The 19,712-nt window shown below is 63.8% G+C and carries 17 protein-coding genes; 2 read left to right on the plus strand and 15 right to left on the minus strand.

Annotated elements, in window-relative coordinates; all coding sequences use genetic code 11:
- Positions 1–5 precede the first annotated feature (5 nt).
- Together metC and AVE30378_RS15465 are read right to left on the minus strand one after the other, a co-directional pair.
- A complete protein-coding gene (gene metC / locus AVE30378_RS15460; protein WP_129241761.1) occupies positions 6–1,190 on the minus strand; it encodes a cystathionine beta-lyase in 1,185 nt (394 codons plus the stop codon).
- Positions 1,191–1,192: 2 nt separating this feature from the next.
- Positions 1,193–1,780: a cysteine dioxygenase family protein gene (locus AVE30378_RS15465; protein ID WP_129241762.1), complete on the minus strand. Its 588-nt coding sequence runs from the start codon at positions 1,778–1,780 to the stop codon at positions 1,193–1,195.
- 129 nt (positions 1,781–1,909) lie between these two features.
- Here AVE30378_RS15465 and AVE30378_RS15470 point away from each other — a divergent pair, with 129 nt between their 5' ends.
- A complete protein-coding gene (locus AVE30378_RS15470; RefSeq protein ID WP_129241763.1) occupies positions 1,910–2,785 on the plus strand; it encodes a LysR substrate-binding domain-containing protein in 876 nt (291 codons plus the stop codon).
- 13 nt (positions 2,786–2,798) lie between these two features.
- On the opposite strand, the gene AVE30378_RS15475 is transcribed toward AVE30378_RS15470, so the two are convergent.
- The 8 genes from AVE30378_RS15475 to AVE30378_RS15510 form a co-directional block, all read right to left on the minus strand.
- Positions 2,799–3,803: an asparaginase gene (locus AVE30378_RS15475; protein WP_129241764.1), complete on the minus strand. Its 1,005-nt coding sequence runs from the start codon at positions 3,801–3,803 to the stop codon at positions 2,799–2,801.
- Positions 3,796–4,716, minus strand: a complete 921-nt coding sequence (locus AVE30378_RS15480) for a ParB/RepB/Spo0J family partition protein (RefSeq protein WP_129241765.1) — start codon at positions 4,714–4,716, stop codon at positions 3,796–3,798. Before AVE30378_RS15480 ends, AVE30378_RS15475 begins: the two co-directional genes overlap by 8 nt.
- Positions 4,717–4,759: 43 nt before the next feature.
- Positions 4,760–5,584, minus strand: a complete 825-nt coding sequence (locus tag AVE30378_RS15485) for a GNAT family N-acetyltransferase (protein ID WP_129241766.1) — start codon at positions 5,582–5,584, stop codon at positions 4,760–4,762.
- A 9-nt stretch (positions 5,585–5,593) separates the two neighbouring features.
- Positions 5,594–6,394: a ParA family protein gene (locus AVE30378_RS15490; protein ID WP_129241767.1), complete on the minus strand. Its 801-nt coding sequence runs from the start codon at positions 6,392–6,394 to the stop codon at positions 5,594–5,596.
- Complete coding sequence (gene rsmG, locus AVE30378_RS15495) at positions 6,391–7,080, minus strand: 16S rRNA (guanine(527)-N(7))-methyltransferase RsmG (RefSeq protein WP_129241768.1); 690 nt, start codon at positions 7,078–7,080, stop codon at positions 6,391–6,393. Before rsmG ends, AVE30378_RS15490 begins: the two co-directional genes overlap by 4 nt.
- A 10-nt stretch (positions 7,081–7,090) precedes the next feature.
- Entirely contained in the window at positions 7,091–9,010 is a 1,920-nt protein-coding gene (gene mnmG / locus AVE30378_RS15500; RefSeq protein WP_129241769.1) for a tRNA uridine-5-carboxymethylaminomethyl(34) synthesis enzyme MnmG, read from the minus strand.
- A gap of 2,280 nt (positions 9,011–11,290) precedes the next feature.
- On the minus strand, positions 11,291–11,497 hold the full coding sequence (locus tag AVE30378_RS15505) for a cold-shock protein (RefSeq protein WP_006216596.1): 207 nt from the start codon (positions 11,495–11,497) through the stop codon (positions 11,291–11,293).
- Between the two features lie 233 nt (positions 11,498–11,730).
- Positions 11,731–12,765, minus strand: a complete 1,035-nt coding sequence (locus tag AVE30378_RS15510) for an AbrB family transcriptional regulator (protein ID WP_129241770.1) — start codon at positions 12,763–12,765, stop codon at positions 11,731–11,733.
- A 112-nt stretch (positions 12,766–12,877) separates the two neighbouring features.
- Here AVE30378_RS15510 and AVE30378_RS15515 point away from each other — a divergent pair, with 112 nt between their 5' ends.
- Complete coding sequence (locus AVE30378_RS15515) at positions 12,878–14,044, plus strand: pyridoxal phosphate-dependent aminotransferase (RefSeq protein ID WP_129241771.1); 1,167 nt, start codon at positions 12,878–12,880, stop codon at positions 14,042–14,044.
- A 183-nt stretch (positions 14,045–14,227) separates the two neighbouring features.
- On the opposite strand, the gene AVE30378_RS15520 is transcribed toward AVE30378_RS15515, so the two are convergent.
- The 5 genes from AVE30378_RS15520 to AVE30378_RS15540 form a co-directional block, all read right to left on the minus strand.
- Positions 14,228–15,754, minus strand: coding sequence for a tripartite tricarboxylate transporter permease (locus AVE30378_RS15520; protein ID WP_129241772.1), 1,527 nt, complete (start codon positions 15,752–15,754; stop codon positions 14,228–14,230).
- Complete coding sequence (locus tag AVE30378_RS15525; RefSeq protein ID WP_129241773.1) at positions 15,751–16,188, minus strand: tripartite tricarboxylate transporter TctB family protein; 438 nt, start codon at positions 16,186–16,188, stop codon at positions 15,751–15,753. Before AVE30378_RS15525 ends, AVE30378_RS15520 begins: the two co-directional genes overlap by 4 nt.
- Positions 16,189–16,299: 111 nt before the next feature.
- Complete coding sequence (locus AVE30378_RS15530; RefSeq protein WP_129241774.1) at positions 16,300–17,298, minus strand: Bug family tripartite tricarboxylate transporter substrate binding protein; 999 nt, start codon at positions 17,296–17,298, stop codon at positions 16,300–16,302.
- A gap of 117 nt (positions 17,299–17,415) precedes the next feature.
- Positions 17,416–18,900 (minus strand): sensor histidine kinase, encoded by a 1,485-nt coding sequence (locus AVE30378_RS15535; protein ID WP_129241775.1) that lies wholly within the window; start codon positions 18,898–18,900, stop codon positions 17,416–17,418.
- Positions 18,890–19,567 carry a response regulator gene (locus AVE30378_RS15540; protein ID WP_129241776.1) on the minus strand — a complete coding sequence of 226 codons (678 nt, stop codon included), beginning with the start codon at positions 19,565–19,567 and terminating at the stop codon, positions 18,890–18,892. Before AVE30378_RS15540 ends, AVE30378_RS15535 begins: the two co-directional genes overlap by 11 nt.
- Positions 19,568–19,712 lie beyond the last annotated feature (145 nt).

The following is a 19,712-nucleotide window of genomic DNA, read 5'->3' on the forward strand; positions in this document are numbered from 1 at the left end:
CGGATTCAAAGGGAACGGGAAACGGGGGAAAGCGCGGACAGCGCTTGTTCGAGATCGGCAATGAGGTCGTCGGGATCCTCCAGGCCGATATGCAGGCGCGCCATGGGGCCGCGCCGCGCGGGGTCGGGCAGCGACCGGCTGGTGTCCAGCCGCACCGGGATCACGAGGCTTTCGAAACCGCCCCACGACGCGCCGATGCCGAAGAGGCGCAGGCTGTCGATCAGGCGTTCGACGTCGGCCTCGCCGAATTCGCCGGAAAACTCCACGGTCAACAGGCCGTTGGCGCCGCTGCAATCGCGCTTCCAGATGGCGTGCGAAGGATCTCCGGGCAAGGCCGGGCACAGGACCCGCGCCACTTCGGGACGGCCCAGGAGCCAATCCGCCACCCGCAGCGCGCTGCGCGCATGCTGCGCCATGCGCAGGGGCAGCGAGCGCATGCCGCGCAGCACCAAAAACGCGTCGTCGGCGCCGACGGTCTGGCCCAGGTCGATGGTGGCGCGCTCCAGGGCGCGCCAGGCGCGCGCGTTGGCCACGACCGCGCCCATCATCACGTCGGCGTGCCCGCCCAGGTATTTGGTGGCCGCCAGGATCGAAATATCGGCGCCCAGCGTGAGCGGCTGGTACAGCAGTCCGGACGCCCAGGTGTTATCCACAGCCAGCCAGCAATCGTGCTGGCGCGCCAGGCCGGCCAGCGCGGGGAGGTCCGGCATTTCATAGGTCAGCGAACCCGGCGATTCCGCGTAGATCATCCGCGTATTGGGGCGGATGAGCGCGGCGATGCCGGCGCCGTCGGGCCGGTAGTACGTGTATTCGATGCCCAGCCGCGACAGGTGCTCCGCGCAGAAACGGCGAACGGGCTCGTACACGGCGTCGGTAAGGAGCACGTGGTCGCCGGCGCGCAGGTAGGCGAGCAGCACGGTGGCGATGGCGGCCTGCCCGGTGGGGTACAGCTTGGCGCGATGCCCGGCTTCGAGTTCGACCAGCGCGTCTTCGAGCGCATGGGTGCTGTCGGTGCCGCGCGCGCCGTAGGACGGCAGGCGTTCCTCTTCGCGGCGGGCGCGCGTATCGCGCCAGGCCTGCACGCTGTCGAAGACATAGGTGCTGGCGCGCGTGACGGGGGTGTTGACCCAGCCTCGATGGGGGCGTCCTGCGCGCAGCAGGCGCGTGGCGGGCCGAAAGGGCTTGTCCATGGTCAGCGGCGGGTCTGCACGCCGATCGGCATGACCTTGCACGTGCCGGCTTCCAGGTCGAACGCCAGGCGCTCGGTCAGCGTCTCCAGCGCGCGCCCGTACATGTGCAGGTGGCGGATGACGCTGTCGCCCTGGATTTCCACGGCATGGATGTCGTCCGGCATCAGCGCGATGCCGGTGCCCGGGCCGACCACGACGGTCCCGGTCTTTTCCAGGCGCCCGACGCCAGGCACGGAGCCGTCGTCGACGCGGTCGTAGACATAGTTGTGCTCCACGCCCTCCACGGCGGCGATACAGGCCCAGGTCGTGTGGTTGTGCGGAACGATCTGCTTGCCGGGGCGCATCACGTTCAGATAGAGCGCGTAGGTCTTGTCGGCATCCTCGGCGATCAGGTAGCGCGCCTGGCGTTCGCCGTCTTCCGGCGCGGGATAGCGGTCCGCCGCCCACCAGTCGGTGTGGCCGGCCAGCCCGACCAGCTCGTCGAGCACAGCCTTCAGGCTGTCGCGGTCGAGCCCCTTATTTCCTACAGTTTTCTTAATATTTCCGATGGCGCCGTCGATACCGGCCTGATGAGGATGCGGATTGCTCACTTTGATTTTCCCGGGTTGCTGTCGTTGTCGCATTCAATGTATCGCCCAGCCCCGGCTCGAACAATTTAAATTGCCTTAATATTCCATTAGCATTCCTAATACTTTTGAGGCCTCCCTTTCGAGCTTTCCATGCGCAACCTGGATCTGGACCTGCTCCGCACCCTGACCGCCATCGCCCAGTACGAGACGTTCTCGGAAGCGGCCAACCGGCTCTACAAGACTCAATCGGCCGTGACGCAGCAGATGCAGCGGCTGGAGTCCGCCATCGGCCAGCCCCTGTTCGAAAAGCAGGGCCGCAACAAAGCGCTGTCGTCGCACGGCCGGCGCCTCGTGGAGTACGCCCGCCACATCCTGGCCATCAACGACGAGGCGCTGCGCGCCCTGCAGGACGGCCCGCTGGAAGGAGACCTGCGGCTGGGCGCGCCGCTCGACGTGGCGGACACCATACTGCCCACGCTGCTCATGCACATCGCGCGCTCGGCGCCGCGCGTGAAACTGGAGATCCGCACCGACCGCAGCCCCTTCCTGATGGACGCGCTGCGCGCCGGCGAGATCGACCTCACCATCTCCACCCGTTTCGACCAGAACTTCGAGGGCGTGGCGCTGCGCACGTCGCCCACGGTGTGGCTGGCGTCCGCGGACTATGTCCACGACGTGCACGCCCCCGTGCCGCTGGTGCTGGCCGACGAGCCCAGCATCTTTCGCCGCCTGGCCCTCAATGCGCTGGAACAGGCGCGCGTGCGTTGGCACACCAACTACGTGGCGCCGAACCTGGTGGGGATAAAGGCGGCGCTGCGGGCCCGCCTGGGCGTGACGGCGCGCAGCGTGGAGCTATTGGGGCCGGAGATGCGCGTGCTGGGCGAAAAGGAAGGGTTGCCGCCCTTGCCGGACGTGACGTACTTCCTGTGGATAAGGCGCGACCTGATCAATCCGCTGACGCGGCAGGTCTACGACATGCTCAGGACCCAGCTCGGCCTGGCGCAGCAGGGCGACGCGGCGGCGTAGCCGCCACGGACGTTCAATAGCGGTCGAACAGACGCTGCAGGGCCGCGGGATCGCGCGTGAGGGAAAGGCCCAGCATCAGCAGGATGCGGGCCTTTTGCGGGTTCAGGTCGCGCGCGGCGACGAACCCCATCCCGGCGTCGTCCAGTTCCACGTCGCGCGCCACGAAGCCGCTGCCAGTGCGGCTGGAACGCACCACCGCCACGCCATGCGAGGCCGCCCGCGCCAGGCCGTCGATCGCCAGGTCGGTCGCGTTGCCGTCCCCGACTCCCGCGAGCACGATGCCGTCCGCGGCATCGGCCAGGAAATCGATCACGTCGGCCTGCAGGTTGGCATGGGCGTAGACGACGTCCACGCGGGGCCATCCGGCCTTTTCCAACAATGCGAGTGAAAACTCGCTTTCTGTCGTATGCGCGGTGGTATTGCGCGAATAGAAGTGCGGCGCGGCGCCATGCATGACGCCGGCGCGGCCGCGATTGGGCGAAGCGAACGCGCACAGGCCCGCGCTGGCGATCTTCTGGATCTCCCGGGCGTAGTGCACGTCTTCGTTCATGATCACCAGCGGCCCGCGGCCGCGCGCGTCGGGATGGCGCGCCAGCGCCACCGCGTTGTACAGGTTGGCCGGGCCTTCGGCGCCCAGCGCGGTGGCGGGGCGCATCGCGCCCACCAGCACGATGGGCTTGTCGTGGCGGATGACCAGGCTCAGGAAATACGCCGTTTCCTCGAGCGTGTCGGTGCCATGCGTGATGACGATACCGGCCACCGACGCGTCCTGGCACAGGGCATCGACGCGCATGGCCAGCGCGCGCCACACGTCGTGCGTCATGTTCTGGCTGCCGACGTTGGCGACCTGTTCCGCGCGTATGTCGGCGATGCCGGCCAGTTGCGGCACGGCGGCCAGCAGGTCGCCGACGGAGAACGAACCCGCCTTGTAGCCCGCCGAGGTGGCGTCTGCCTGGGCGCCCGCGATCGTGCCGCCCGTCGCCAAAACCGCGATGACAGGCAGCGCGAGGTCAGGCATCCACCACTCCGGACAGGCCCTGGCGTTCCAGCAGGGAATTCAGGTGTTCCCAGCCGTGGAAGTCGATGACGATCTGCCCTTTTTCCTTGGCGCCCACCTTGAGCGCGACGCGCGTGCCAAGATGGTCGGACAGGGCCTCTTCCAGGCGGGTCAGGTCGCGCGACACGCCGTTGGCCTTTTTCCTGGGCGAGGCCGACGCGTCGGCGTCCTTGGCGGTCTTGGCGACGAGTTTTTCGGCTTCGCGCACCGACAGGCGGCGCGCGATGATCTGGTTGGCCAACTGGATCTGGGTCGCCGCGTCCACGGCAAGCAGCGCGCGCGCATGGCCCATGTCCACGTCGCCGGCCAGCAGCATGGTCTGCACGGGCGAGGCCAGGTTGAGCAGGCGCAGCAGGTTGCTGGTGGCGGAACGCGAGCGGCCGATCGCCTGCGCGGCCTGTTCGTGCGTCAGCCCGAATTCGTCCAGCAGGCGGCGCACGCCCTGCGCCTCTTCCAGCGGGTTCAGGTCTTCGCGCTGGATGTTCTCGATCAGCGCCATGACGGCCGCGTTTTCGTCGGCCACTTCGCGGACCAGCACGGGCACTTCTTTCAGGCCGGCGATCTGGGCGGCGCGGAAACGGCGTTCGCCCGCGATGATTTCGTAATGGCCGGGCGCGGCCTCGCCCAGTCCGCGCACAAGAATGGGCTGCATGATGCCTTGTGTGCGGATCGATTCGGCCAGCTCGCCCAATGCGCCTTCGTCCATGCGCGTGCGCGGCTGGTACTTGCCGGCGCGCATCTTCGAGATGGGCAAGGTGGACGGCGGACCCTCGGGCTTGGCCGCGGCCTTGCCGATGTTATCGATGGCGGGCGCGTCCGCGCCGAGCAAGGCGTCCAGTCCGCGGCCCAATCCCTTGGGTTTCTTGGTGGCCATAGTTAAATCCTCTTTCCTTCTGTTTTTGTATCTCGAGCAAGGCTCAGGCGTCCGCGTGCTCGGCGGGCAGGCGGTACCAATACGCGTAACAGTCTTTGAAACCGTAGCGGCCGTACAAGGCGCGCGCGGCTGAATTTTCCGGCTCAACCTGCAAATAGGCCGTCGTGGCGCCGCCGGCGGCGCCCTCCGCCAATAAGTGTTCCACCAGGGCGCCAGCGTAGCCTTTGCGCCGCTGCCCCGGATCGGTAACGATGTCGAACAGGCCCAGCAGATCTCCGTCGCGGACGGCCAGGCCCGCGGCGACGCTTCGCCCCGCCGCGTCCGTCGCCAGCACCGGCAGGATATCCACGGCCAGCCCTTGAAGACGCGTCCGGTGTTCGGCGGCGTGCTCGGGCAACGAGCCGCGCATTTCCCCTACCGCCGCCGCGAAGCGATCGGCATCGACCGTAAGGAATTGCAGGTCGCTCCCGGCGCGGGGCCTGGGAGCGAGCGGCGCGCACATGACACGGGTCTCGTCGGTGAAGGTATAGCCGCGGGACTCCAGTTCGGCGTCGAGGGAAAAATCGGGGCCGATGGAGGTAATGCGCAGCACCATGGGCAAGCCATGGCGCGCATACAACGATGAACAATACGCCAGCCGCTCGTCCAACGGACGTGTGGATAACCCCAGCACATTCACGCTGCGTGCGCGCTTGGCCGCCGAATGCGCGAAGCGCACCAGCCAGCCATCATAAAGCACCTGCGGGCCGACCGCCGTCGCGTTCAGAGCGGCCTCTTCCAGGCGCGCGCGCAGACTGTCGCGCGCGTCCGCGGGAGGCGTACGGCGGGCGATCGTCTGTATTGGAGCAACGCGCGTGGAAGCGGACATGGGTACGGCTTACTTCAAGTCCTTCTTTACGCGCTCGATCATTTCGGCACCAAATGAAATGTAGGCCTGCGCGCCGCGTGACGCGCGGTCATAGATCACGCCCGGCATGCCGTAACTGGGTGCTTCGGCCAGGCGCACGTTGCGCGGCACGACGGTCTTGAAGACCTTGTCGCCGAAATGCGCTTCGAGCTGGGCGGACACCTGCTGTTGCAAGGTCATGCGCGGATCGAACATCACGCGCAGCAGACCGATCACGCGCAGGTCGTCGTTGATATTGCGGTGCACGCGCTTGATGGTATTGACCAGGTCGGACAGGCCTTCCAGCGCGAAGTACTCGCATTGCATCGGAATGATGACGCCATGGGCGGCGGCCAGTCCGTTCAGGGTCAGCAGCGACAGCGTCGGCGGGCAGTCGATCAGGACGAAGTCGTATTGGCTCGAGATGGTGTCGATCGCGGCCTTCAACTGGCGTTCGCGCTGGTCCATCTGCACTAGGTCGATCTCGGCGCCGGAGAGCTCGCGATTGGCGGGCAGCACGTCATAGCCGCCCGATTCCGATCGGACGCGGGCCTGCTCGATGCCGGCCTCGCCGATCAGCACCTGGTACAGGTTCGACTCGAGCGAGTTCTTGTCGATGCCGCTGCCCATCGTGGCGTTGCCTTGAGGGTCCAGGTCCACCAGCAGCACGCGTTGGTTGTGCGTGGCAAGCCCCGCCGCCAGATTGATGGCGGTCGTCGTCTTGCCCACACCGCCCTTCTGGTTGGCAATGCAGAATACGCGGGCGGTCGTGCTGGGGGGTATGTTGTTCATAGGGTTCCTTGACTACGGCGCATCCAGATCAGACAGCGTTCCGCTTGCAGCTCCGGCACGCGCAGCGGCTGAATATGGTCGACTTGCCATTCCCCGCGCGCATGCAACGCCTGGATCTCATCCTCGGGGAGCTTGCCCTTCATGGCGACGAGGGTACCATCGTTGCGCACGTGACGACCTGCGAGTTGCGCAAAATCGTCCAAGGAAGCGAAGGCCCGCGACGTGACAATGTTGCACTCCGCGGGATCCAGCGTTTCGATGCGGGCATGGCGCGCCTGCAGGTTGGGCAAGGCCAGGGCCCCGCTCATCTGGCGCACGAATGCGGTTTTCTTTTCGACCGCGTCCACGCAGGTCACCGACCAGTTGGGACGCATGATCGCCAGGACCACGCCTGGCAAGCCGCCGCCCGATCCCACGTCGTAGATCTTGGCCGCGGCGCCGGGTTCGCCCAGCGCCTCGCTGAAGGGCCCTACGGCGGCCAGGCTGTCGAACAGGTGCTGGACCAGCATCTGCTGCGGGTCGCGGATCGCCGTAAGGTTGTAGGTGCGGTTCCAGCGCTGCATCTGGGACAGATAGTCCAGCAGCTTGGCCATTGCGCCGGCATCGGCGGCCAGCCCCAATTGCTCGCACGCGAGAGAGAGGCGGCCGGCCATGTCGGCTCCGGCCTGATCGGCGCGGGCGCTCACTGGACTGCCTTCATGCTGCTTGCTTGCGCGAGCCGTAGTGCAGGCGCTTCAAGTGGATGAGAAGGAGCGAGATGGCGGCGGGCGTGACGCCCGAGATCCGCGCGGCCTGGCCGACGGTCTCGGGGCGGTGCGCCTTGAGCTTCTGGCGCACTTCGAACGACAGGCTGGTCACGGCGTCGTAGTCGACGTCCGCGGGAATGGGCTGCTGCTCGTGCGCGATGTGCTTCTGGACCTCGTCCTGCTGGCGCGCGATATAGCCGGCGTACTTGACCTGGATCTCGACCTGCTCGGCGAGCACCTCGTCTTCCGCCACCCCCGGACCGGCAAGCAGTGTGCCGTCCGTATTGCGGGCGGCCATCAAGGCTTCATAGGAAACGTTCGGCCGTTTCAGCAGGTCTGCTAGTGAGTACTCACGTTCAATCGCCTTGCCCAGCAGGGGCTCCGCCACTTCCGCGGGCAGCAAGCGCGGATTCACCCAGGAAGACTTCAGGCGCTCGACTTCCGCAGCCACCGCGTCGCGCTTGCGGTTGAAGGCATCCCAGCGCACATCGTCGACGATTCCAAGCCGGCGGCCGATTTCCGTCAGGCGCAGGTCGGCGTTGTCTTCGCGCAGGCTGAGGCGGTATTCGGCCCGCGAGGTGAACATGCGATAGGGTTCGGTCACGCCGCGCGTGACCAGGTCGTCCACCAGCACGCCCAGATAGGCTTCGTCCCGCCGCGGCGTCCATTGCTCGCGGTCCAGCGACAGAAGCGCCGCGTTGGTGCCCGCCAGCAGGCCTTGTGCCGCCGCCTCTTCGTAGCCCGTGGTGCCATTGATCTGGCCGGCGAAGAACAAGCCGCCAATCGCCTTGGTCTCGAGCGTGCTCTTCAATCCACGTGGATCGAAGTAATCGTATTCGATGGCATAGCCCGGCCGCAGGATGTGCGCGTTCTCCAGGCCGGGCAAGGAATGGATCAGATCGAGCTGCACTTCGAACGGCAGGCTGGTCGACACGCCGTTCGGATAGACCTCATGCGTATCCAGGCCTTCGGGTTCGAGAAAGACCTGGTGCGATGTCTTGTCCGCGAAGCGGTGGATCTTGTCTTCGATGGAGGGGCAGTAGCGGGGGCCCACGCCTTCGATCACGCCGCTGTACATCGGCGACCGGTCCAGCCCGCCGCGGATGATGTCGTGCGTACGGGCGTTGGTGTGCGTGATCCAGCACGGCAGTTGCCGAGGGTGCATCGCCACGTTGCCCAGGTACGAGAACACGGGAATCGGATCGAGGTCGCCCGGCTGCTCTTCCAGCACGCTGTAGTCGATGGAGCGGCCATCGATACGCGGAGGCGTGCCCGTCTTCAAGCGCCCTTGCGGGAGCTTCAATTCTTTCAGGCGCTGCCCCAGGGAAATCGCGGGAGGATCCCCTGCCCGGCCGCCAGAGTAATTCTGCAGTCCCACGTGGATCAGGCCGTTGAGGAAGGTCCCCGCGGTCAGCACTACTGTCTTGGCGCGGAACTTCAGGCCGATCTGGGTGACGGCGCCGACTACGCGGTCGCCTTCCACCATCAAGTCTTCGACGGCCTGCTGGAACAGCCACAGGTTCGGCTGGTTCTCCAGACGGCCACGGATGGCCTTGCGGTACAGCACGCGATCCGCTTGGGCGCGGGTCGCGCGCACCGCCGGCCCCTTGGACCCGTTCAGGATGCGGAACTGAATCCCCGATTCATCGGTTGCCAAAGCCATCGCGCCACCCAGGGCGTCGACTTCTTTGACGAGGTGGCCCTTGCCAATCCCGCCAATGGAGGGATTGCAAGACATTTGGCCTAGGGTTTCGATGTTGTGCGTGAGCAGCAGTGTCTTGGCGCCAGTGCGTGCGGCAGCCAAAGCCGCTTCAGTGCCGGCGTGGCCGCCACCTACGACGATGACATCGAATGCGCGGGGATAGTCCATGATGGGGAGGTAAGAGAGCGTTCGGTGCTCATTATAGAGGCAGGGATAGCATGTTTCACGTGAAACATGTTTCGGTGCAGCAAAGCTTCGCCGTGAACTTGAATGACGTAGGCAAATGGCAACGTCATCGCATCGGCCAGACACAATATGTCGGCATCTGCCGGTGTTTCCTGGCTATGTTCCACGTGAAACAGCAGCGCTTGGAGCGGCGGCGCGCTTCCATAACCCCACCGGATTGCCAGAGAACAGGCTGGGTTCTTTTGGAGTGTTCCACGTGAAACACCGGATTAACGAGTACCTCTCCTCTCTTTGCCGGCGTAGATAGGCTCGCCTGATTGTCTCCAATCGGGATATTGGTCTGCCAGACGACCGTGAATTACGAACGAGAGCGGTCTCCTCCGCCGATGTTTCACGTGAAACATCGGAACAATTTCCTAATACCGGCGTGGCTAATCCTCTCTGCTTCCCTGGCGTTCGGCCGCAGGAAAGAGCTTGAACAATCACTCCACTTCGGGAGTGGATGCCCCGAAAGGAAGCTGCCGGTCGTATCCTCCTCACGGCCACCGACTATGTTCCACGTGAAACATCCATTGGTATGCCGCTATCGAGGGGATGTTTCACGTGGAACATCGATTCAATTAAGCATGGCCGATACGAGAACTGCCCAATAAACCCAAGCATATTCAAGCTCCTCGGCTGGTATTCGTGGAGCTTGGTTTCAAGAAAAAAAGTGATTTTTTCCACCCTACCCTACCCCTACCCCTAAAAACACTCTTTTTTCTTGGCTTCACGTGAAACATGAGATCCACTGGACCCTCTAAACAATGAAATCCAAGGACTCAAAGTCTCGATTCGGATGACCCGTCCCATCAAGGGCCGCTCCAATTGAAGTAGGCGGTTCTAGTTCTGTCCCCTTCTTTGTTGGATCTGCTTTCGAAAAGCAGCCGCTCGCCTCACCAAAGGGTCACACCAGACAAACTAGAAATCCATGGCCCAGCGTCTTCCGCGCTTGATAATCACCCCAACTTTCATAACAAAGTTATCAACAACTGTACCAACCCCGAACGAGCAGTCAGGGCACGTTTCACGTGGAACAATTCTGGGGATAAGTCGATGAACAGAAGCTGCGTTCAGCAGCAATCAAGGCAGCGAAATGCCTGATGCGCAAACCGCTCAGATCCATGAAAATGCACAAATGCGCAACATCTCCCCTATGAGAGGAGCCTGTCTTTCATTTATACGGTGGCAGCTTGGTCCGTTGAGAACAACCCAACGAACGCCACGGCAAGGCGGCTCACAGCCGTGGAAAACTTTGTGGATAAGATGGGAGTGACCGCCCATCCACGCGTGCAGGCAAGCAGCCCGACGACAGTCCTCACCCGCAGGGAACCCTGGCTCAATCCAGCGGTCAAAATCGCCAACCGCGATTCCCTCGTCGACTTATCCCCAACGTTATTGAATGCGGTATTCATCCCGCTGGTTTGCCGAGTTCGGGGAAACCGTCGCTGCAAGATTCATTGACCACGCAATTATCTTGCTCCGCTCCCGCACGCCGCGCCATCATCCATATGGGTGAGATCGCCTTATCCCATGCACGCTGTGGAAAACCCGCAGGCAACGTCCGGGTAGCCGATGCGCTTCATCCCGATAGCCTGAGTCCACCCGACGAGTATTGGTCGCCCGGACCTCGCGCGGAAGGGCGCAGCAGTATCCGAAAGTCTGGCCCAGCTCTCCTATCCCCATTTCTATCCACAGGCGCGGAGCATGGATCCGAAGTCAAAAAGGTGTAATTCTGTGCATAACCGGGATGGGGATATCTTTGTGAACAACCGTCCCCGGTTGACCCAAAACAGGCCTGGAACAGGTCGAAAAGATAATCCCGCCCATACCCAGGCCCTGGCCGAAAATCCCGTGGAAAGCACGCTAAACACGCGCATTTACTGGGGAAAAGCGGTGTTTTCTCTTTCCTGCGCGCGCAAGCCACACGCTCCCGAAATAGGCCCGGAGCGATGTTAGGTCATTCGCGAAAAAATGGGATAACTACGCAAACCCGCCGCCTGGATAACCTGCCTGCTTCATTACTGAGCATGAAAATACTCATACCCAAAAATAATTATCCACAAACTTATCCACGGGTCGAGAATATGTTAGTGATTACTAACAGGGAGTGAAGACCGGGAGAAAATCCGGGCCCCAAACGAAACAACGCCCCAGACCCGAAGGTCCTGGGGCGTTGTAGCCAGGCCGAACCTGGCGGACGGGAAATTGGGATTTCCCGATTTAGAGCGGGCGAATTTCGGCCGCTTGAGGTCCTTTCGGACCATCCTTGACTTCGAATTCGACTTCCTGGCCTTCGTTCAGGCTGCGATAACCGCGGCCCTGGATGGCGGAAAAGTGTGCGAAAACGTCGGTCCCGCCGACGTCCGGCGTAATGAAACCGTAACCCTTGTCAGCGTTGAACCACTTAACTTTGCCCTTCTGAGCCATTTTTTCTAGCGTCCTGTAATTAACTCGAAATGCAATGAATCAAGGACGCCGTGAGAACTGAACGACCGGTAGTGACACCTGCGTTGCTGCTGCGTTCCCGCTTGCCGCCATGCTGCAGAACGAGTCCGCGCGCTGCTTGAATCAACTGCGTGATCAGCATACTCATCACGCATTACAGACTCATATAGTTGTTTTCCCCAATGTCGTATTTTTCAGACTGGAACGCGTCCGATTTACGCCGATTCCGCCTGCCGCGGGGCCAGGAAGGCATACAGCGGCCCCGTGACGATCACGACGAACACCATTCTCGTGACGTGGAATGCAGTGACCACGGGCACACCGAGCTGCAACACTTTTGCGGTGATTGCCATTTCGGCGATGCCGCCGGGCGTCGTGCCCAGGATCAAGGTGGGAATGGGCGCCGCGGACCACCATGACAGCAGCGCGCCCAGGCCGAACGCCAACGCCAGGGCCGTAACGGTGAAGCCCGCCACCGCGGCGATGAAGCGCGGCGCCGCCCGGAAGAAATCCGGCCGGTAGCGGTCGCCTAGCGACCAGCCGATGAACAACTGCCCCACCTTCGGCACATAGTCGGGCAAGGCCGACAATTCGATGCTAGAGGCCGTCAGCATCATGGCGACCAGCATCGGACCCAGCACCCAGGGGTTGGGCAGCCGCAGCTTCATGAAGGCCGTGCCCCCGATGCAGGTCAGGGCCACCAGCAGCGCCAACCCCGCCCCATGGACCTCGCGCGGGCCTGGCACGGTGGGGTCCAGCCCCGCCACGCCCCACCACTGGAAAATGAACGGCACCGTCACGACGACCAGCAGCACGCGCACACTGTGCGCCGTCGCCACGCGATCGATGCGCGCGCCGTGGCGTTCCGCCAGGCTGGCCATTTCGCTTGCCCCGCCTATCGCCGAGGAAAACCAGGCCGTCTTGAAATCCGCGTCGGTCCAGCGGCGCAGGATCGCCGTGCCCATGAATGCCAGCCCGAGCGCGAAGAGCATGCCCACAATGATGGGCCCCGCGTTGCTGCCGATGTGCCCAATCACCTGCGGCGTGAAATACAGCCCGAGCGACGTTCCAATCACCCACTGCCCGCCGTTGCGCGCCGGCCGCGGGCACGCCGTGCCCAGCCCGGCGATGCGCGTGGCGGCGGTCAACAGCAGCGCGCCCAGCATCCACGGCAAGGGAATATGCACCCACACCGCCAGCAAAGCCCCGGCCAGCGCAATCGCAAAACCGCCCAGCACCCTCCACAACATGTTCCGCACTACGCCCCCTTCCGCGTCTTTAGCTTAGAGAAAACCGAATTATGAGTTAGTGGGATACTTACGAAAACTCTCTTTGCTAGCAGCGTCCACTCTCTCGTTCACCATGATCCGATCCAAACTTCCCGACGTTGGCACCACCATCTTCACCGTGATGAGCCGCCTGGCCATCGAACACAAGGCCATCAACCTGGGCCAGGGCTTTCCCGACTTCGATCCGGATCCCGCCCTGTGCGCGCTGGTGTCCAAGGCCATGGCGGACGGCCACAACCAATATCCCTACATGCCCGGCGTCGCCCCCTTGCGCGAGGCCATCGCCGCGAAGACGCGCGAGCTCTACGGACATGCCTACGATCCGGAAACCGAGATCACCGTCACCAGCGGCGCGACCGAGGCACTGATGGCCACCGTGCTTGCTGCCGTGGGCAGCGGGGACGAGGTCGTCGTCATCGAGCCCTGCTATGACTCCTACCTGCCCGCGATCCGGCTGGCGGGCGGCACCGCGGTGCCCGTGCCGCTGCGCGCGCCCACCGAAGGCGACCCCTACTATCGCATCGACTGGCAGCGCGTGCGCGACGCCATCACGTCGAAGACGCGCCTTCTGATGCTGAACTTCCCGCACAACCCCACCGGAGCCGTGCTCGAGGACAGCGACCTCGACGCGCTGGAAGCCATTGTGCGCGACACCGGCGTGCTGCTGGTGTCCGACGAGGTCTACGAACACATTGTGTTCGACGGCAAGCCGCATGCCAGCGTGGCGCGCCGTCCGCTGCTGGCCGAACACGCCTTCGTGATTTCTTCCTTCGGCAAGACGTATCACACCACCGGCTGGAAAATCGGCTACTGCTGCGCCCCTCGCCAGCTCAGCGCCGAACTGCGCAAGGTGCATCAATTCATGGTGTTCACCGTGCCCTCGCCCATGCAGTTCGCGCTGGCCGAATTCATGCGGGATCCCAAGCCCTATCTGGATCTCCCGGCTTTCTACCAGGCCAAGCGCGACCACCTGGCGCAAGGCCTGGAAAAGACCCGGTTCCGCCCGCTGCCCAGCCCCGGCACGTTCTTCCTGCTGGCCGATTACAGCGACATTTCCAAGCAGGGCGAAGCCGACTTCGCGCGCGATCTCACCGTGAAGCACGGCGTCACCGTCATCCCCGTATCGGCGTTCTACCGCCAGCCCGACGCGCCGGAATCCAACCATCGGATCGTGCGATTCTGCTTTGCCAAAAAGGACGCCACGCTGGACGCCGCGCTGGAACGGCTGGCGCAGGTCTGATCGTCAAAAAAAGCTTTTCACCCCTTGAAAACAGCACTTTTCCGAAAACATGAATAAAAGCTCATATTCATTTTCCGCTGTTTTCCACGGATAAAAAAAGGGGCGCCGACAGGCGCCCCAATGCAATGTCCGGCGAAGGTGCGGCGCGTCCGACAGGCCCTTCCTCGAACGCGCCGGCATCCGTCAAACCGGATCGGCGGCAACCTTTTTCGCCGCGCGCAGCCTGCGCATGATCTGTGGCACGATCACGACCGCGGCAGCGCCCGCCCACAAGGCCATCGAGACCGGGCTGGCGAACAGCACGCCCACGTCGCCGTCCGTCATGGACAAGGCGCGGCGCAGGTTCTGCTCCATCATGTTCCCCAGCACCACGCCCAGCACCAGCGGCGCCATCGGCACACCCAGCTTGCGCAGGAAGTAGCCCAGCGTGCCGATGCCGGCCACCAGCAGCAGGTCGAACGTGCCGGCGTTGATCGCGTACACGCCGATGTAGCTGATGCACAGAATGCCCGGAACCATCAGCCAGCCCGGCACCGACAGCACCTTCGAGAAAAGGCGCACGAGCGGCACGTTCATGATGAACAACAGCACATTGGCGACGAACAGCGACGCAATCAGCCCCCACACCAGTTCGGGCTTGGAATCGAAGAGGACGGGACCCGGCGTGATGTTGTAGAGCGTCAGCGCTCCCATCATCACCGCGGTGGTGCCCGAACCCGGCACGCCCAGGGTCAGCATCGGGACGAACGATCCGATGGCCGACGCGGTGGCGGCCGCCTCCGGCGCCACCAGGCCCCGCATGTCGCCCTTGCCGAATTTGGCGTCCGGATCCTTCGCTTCGATGATGCGCTTTTCCTGCGAGTACGCGACGGCTGCGGCCACGCTGGCTCCCGCGCCCGGCAGCACGCCGACGCCGAAACCGACGAAGGCGCTGCGCACGACGCTCCACCAGGTGAACGCCAGCTCTTTCAGGTTGAAGAGCTTGCGGCCGCTGGGCTTGACCTCCACGCTGTGGCCGGCCATCACTTTCTCGAGCATTTCCAGCATCTCGCTGACGGCGAACAGCGCGATCACGACGACGACGAAATCGATGCCGTCGGCCAAGTGCACGGATTCGAAGGTGTAGCGGTAAACCCCCGAATTCGCGTCCACCCCCACGACCGAGATCGACAGCCCGATCATCGCGGCCAGCACGCCCTTGACGGGCTGCTTGCCCAGCAGGCTGGTCAGGCAGCAGAACGCGAAAATCATCAGCACGAAGTACTCGGCCGGACCGAACGCGAGCGCCCATTTCGCCAGCAACGGCGCCAGCAGGATGATGCCGACCACCGACACGATGGCGCCGAAGAATGCCGACCACGCGGACAGCGACAGGGCCACGTTGGCCAGCCCCTGCCGCGCCAGCGGATAGCCGTCCAGCGTCGTCATGATGGCGCTGGCCTCGCCCGGCACGTTAAGCAGGATGGATGTGATGCGCCCGCCATACTCGGCGCCGACGTACACGGCCGCCAGCAGGATCAGCGCCGTCTCCGGCGGCAGGTTCATGGCGAAGGCGATCGGTATCAGCATCGCCACGCCGTTGATGGGGCCCAGGCCGGGCAGTACGCCCACCATCGTTCCGAAGAAGGATCCGATGGCGGCCACCAGCAGGTTCGTCAGCGAGAAGGCGACACCGAAGCCGATGGACAAATGATCGAGGATGCCGCTCATATCAGGTTCTCCAGCAGTCCGCCCGGCAGGACCACGTCCAGCACCTTGTCGAACAGCACGAAAAAGAAAAGGCTCATGACGATGCCGCCGATGGCGCATTTGATCCAGCCGCCCCCGAACAGGCGGCCGACGAACACGGTCATCAGCGACGTGGCGATCACGAAACCCAGCCACTGGAACAGGAAGGCATAGGCCGCCGCGAACACCACCATCAGCGCAATGCGGCCGTTGGCGCCCGGAGGATTCGCTTCGACCGCGTTGCCGCCCTTGTAGACCAGCCGCAGCCCGCACAGGCCGATGATCAGCGCCAGCAGCAGGGGAAAGGCGCGCGGGCCCACGGGCTCATAGGCGAACGGGGCTTCGATCCCCCATCCCGCCGCGGTCATGAAGGCGGAAAGCGCCAGCGCCGCCAGCCCCAATATTCGATCGTTCATGATCACGTTTCCGTTGTAGTCGCATCGCGCGGCGCAGCCTCTCCCGCCGCCGCGGGAAAACCGCGGCGGAGGAGCCCTGACGGGCGCAATCCTGGAAGAAAAGCCTGGCGTTTACTTCTTGACCAGGCCGAAGGAATCGGCCAGTTCGCCGTACCGCTTGACCTGGTCCTTCACGTAGGCGTCCAGCTCGGGACCGGTCTTGTTGAACGGGAACAGGCCCTGCTGTTCGCGCAGCTTGTTGAACTCGGGCGAACCGGTCGCCTTGTCGAAGGCGCTGATCCAGAACTGGTAGTCGCTGTCGGACACCTTGGGCCCCACGTAGAAACCGCGGATGATCGGCCACACGATGTCGTAGCCCTGTTCCTTGGCGGTGGGCACGGTGCCCAGCTTGCCCGACAGGCGCTGGTCGTTGAACACGGCCAGCACACGGATCGGGGCGCCCCCTTCCAGCATGGTGAACGCTTCGGCCGCGTCGCCCATGTAGGCCTGGATATGCCCGCCGCGCAGCGCCGTGACGGCTTCGCCGCCGCCCTCGAAGGCCACGAAGCGCATCTTCTTGAAATCCACGCCGGCCGCCTTGGCGGTCAGGGCGGCCTTCATCCAGTCCTGGCTGCCCACGGTGCCGCCGGCGCCCAGCACAATCTTGGTCGGATCCTGCTTGAAGGCCTCCATCAGGCTTTTCAGGTCGGTGTACGGCGAATCGTTGCGGACCACCGCGACGCCGTAATCGGTGCCGATGGCGGCCAGCCAGCGCACGTCGTTGACGTTGTACTTGCCGAATTTGCCCTGGGCCAGGTTCAGCAGCGAACCGCCGGAGAAGGCCACGATGGTGCCCGGCTCGTTGGGATGCTGGGCCACGATGTTGTTGTAGGCCACGGCGCCGATGCCGCCGGGCATGTAGACGATGCGCATGGCGCTCTTGAGCGCGCCGCTTTGCTTGAGGCCTTCGGTGGCCAGGCGGCAGGTCAAGTCGAAACCGCCTCCGGGCTGGGCCGGCGCGATGCACTCCGGACGGCGAGGCTCTTCGGCCGCCTGGACGGCGCCCAGGGACAGGGTGATCGCGCCAAGCGCCGCGACGGCGGCCAGGCGCAGCTTCAGACTGGTCTGCATTCTTGCGTCTCCGAGATTTATAGGTCTAGGTATGCCTGGAAGCCCCGCCGTGGCGGTTTTCCGCATTGGCTGCCCCAGTGGACGCAACCGTACAAAACCGAAGCTTTCCAACACCTTTCAAAACCCGCCGTTTTCATGACGCAGTGCAGCATCCGAGCTCGATCCAAGGGTAAACACCAGGGCCGCCCGCAAGCCGGGCAAGGGCGCCCGGTTTTCCAGGACGAGGCGCGCGCCCAGGGTTTCCGCGATGGTGCCCACGATGGCCAGCCCCAGGCCCGCGCCGGGCTTGTTCTTGCCGGCCGCCCCCCGGCGAAAGCGGATGCAGGCGCGGGCGATGTCTTCGGTGGACATCCCCGGGCCGCTGTCCTCCACCACCAGCCGGGCCTCGCCGGCGCCCTCCAGTATCCGGACGGTGACCTCCCCGGCGGGCGCGGTGTAGCGGATGGCGTTGTCCACCAGATTGCTGACCGCCTCCCTCAGCAGCCAATCGGCCCCCTGCACCATGACCGACGATTGTTCGGCCTCCAGGCCGATGTCCAGTTGGCGGACCCGGGCCGTGGGAAGCAGGCCGCGGATGACGCCGTCGGCCAGCTCGACCAGGTCGACCGATTCCGGCGCGAATCCGCCTTCGGCCAGGGAAGCGTCCTTGGCGCGCGCCAGGGCGAGCATTTGGTTGGTGGTGCGCACAGCCCTGTCCAGGCCCTCCTGCATCGCCAGAAGGGCTGTACGGACCTCCTGGGGGTCTGTTTCGCGCAGAGCGTAGGCCGTCTGGGTCCGCAAAACCGACAAGGGAGTGCGCAACTGGTGCGACGCGTCGTCCAGGAACTGGCTCTGGACCCTCGCCTGGGCCGCAAAACGGGCCATGTGGAGGTTTACGGCGGCGACTAGGGGTAGGACCTCACCTGGCATGTCCGACGCGCTGACGGGGCTTAAATCGTCCGCAGACCGCCCTTCCACCTCCTGCCTCAAACGGACCAGGGGCCGCAAGGCCATGAAAACGCCCAGGATGATCACCAGGACGCTGATGAGGACCACGGCCAGGTCCCGTTCCACGGATCGCACCAGCACTTGGTGCAGAAAGGCCTGGCGGGTATCCAGGCCTTCCGCGACCTGCACCACTACCCGTCCCCCTTTGTTTGCGTACAGCGGAGGATCCATGGGGCGCGCCAGCGCCGCGACCCGGACGGGGGTTCCCTGGTACGTCGCGTAGAAAAACCGCGGCTCGCCGGAGACCAGGGGTTCGGCGGGCATGGGAAGGTCGGGATGGCCGATTTCCGCCAGGCCGTCCTCGGTCGCCACCCGGTAAAAAACGCTGCCATTGGCCGTCAGCTCGAAAAATTCCAGCATCAGGTACGGCTGTTCCATGGCTAATCCACCGCTGGCTGTGGATATGTTGTGGTCGATCGCGCGCAGCGCTCCGGAGAGCGAACGGTCGTAGGCAATGTCGACCTGGTTGCGCAACTGATGGTTCGACAGCCACAGCGCGCCCATCATCACGAACACCAGCGTCGGGATCAGCCACCAGAGCAACTGGGTTTTCAGGGTGCGATTCCGCTTTTTGGGCGAAAAAAATCCTGTTTTTCCCGGACTTCTAGTTGTCAACAGCGTTCTCCAGGCAGTAGCCCATGCCCCGCATGGTCACGATCTGCACGCCGGTATCCGCCAATTTTTTGCGCAACCGGTGCACCAGCACCTCGATGGCCTCCAGGTTGATGTCCGCGTCGTCCGTGAGGATGCGGTCGAGGATCTGTTGCTTGTTGATGGGTTCGCCGCTTTTCTGGATCAGCACCCGAAGCACCGAATGTTCACGTGGGGATAACTGCAAGGGCTGTCCATTGACCGTGAATTTCTGGGCCGAAGTCTCGAAAACCAGGTTTCCAAGGGTGAGCCGCGGATGCTCGCGTCCGCGGCTGCGCCGGATCAGCGCGATCAGACGCGCCTCCAACTCTTCCACAACAAACGGTTTCGGCAGGAAATCGTCCGCTCCCTGGTGAAGGGTACCGATTTTTTCGGCCAGCGAATCGCGCGCGGTCAAGACCAGCACCGGCGTACGGTCGTCCCGCGCGCGGATCTTCGCCAGCAAGGTATGGCCATCCATGCCCGGAAGTCCGAGATCCAGGATGACCGCGTCGAATTCTTCGACTGCCAACCGCCGTTCGGCAACCAGTCCGTCGTCGGCCCACTCGACCACGAAGCCAGCATGCCTGGCCAGGCTTCTTGAAAGCCAGCGGGCAAGTTCCGCTTCGTCTTCTATCAGAAGGATGCGCATGGACGGAGTCCGGGGGGTGATGGCTGGGCGGAATGGGAAGACATGTTTGGCTTTTCCTTTATTTCTCTTTATATAAAGACTAATGATTAATAAGGGCTGTGGATAACTACCTTAACCCTGAAAACCTCTTCTTTTTCATCGACTT

Source organism: Achromobacter veterisilvae, assembly GCF_900496975.1.
Classification (GTDB): domain Bacteria; phylum Pseudomonadota; class Gammaproteobacteria; order Burkholderiales; family Burkholderiaceae_B; genus Achromobacter; species Achromobacter veterisilvae.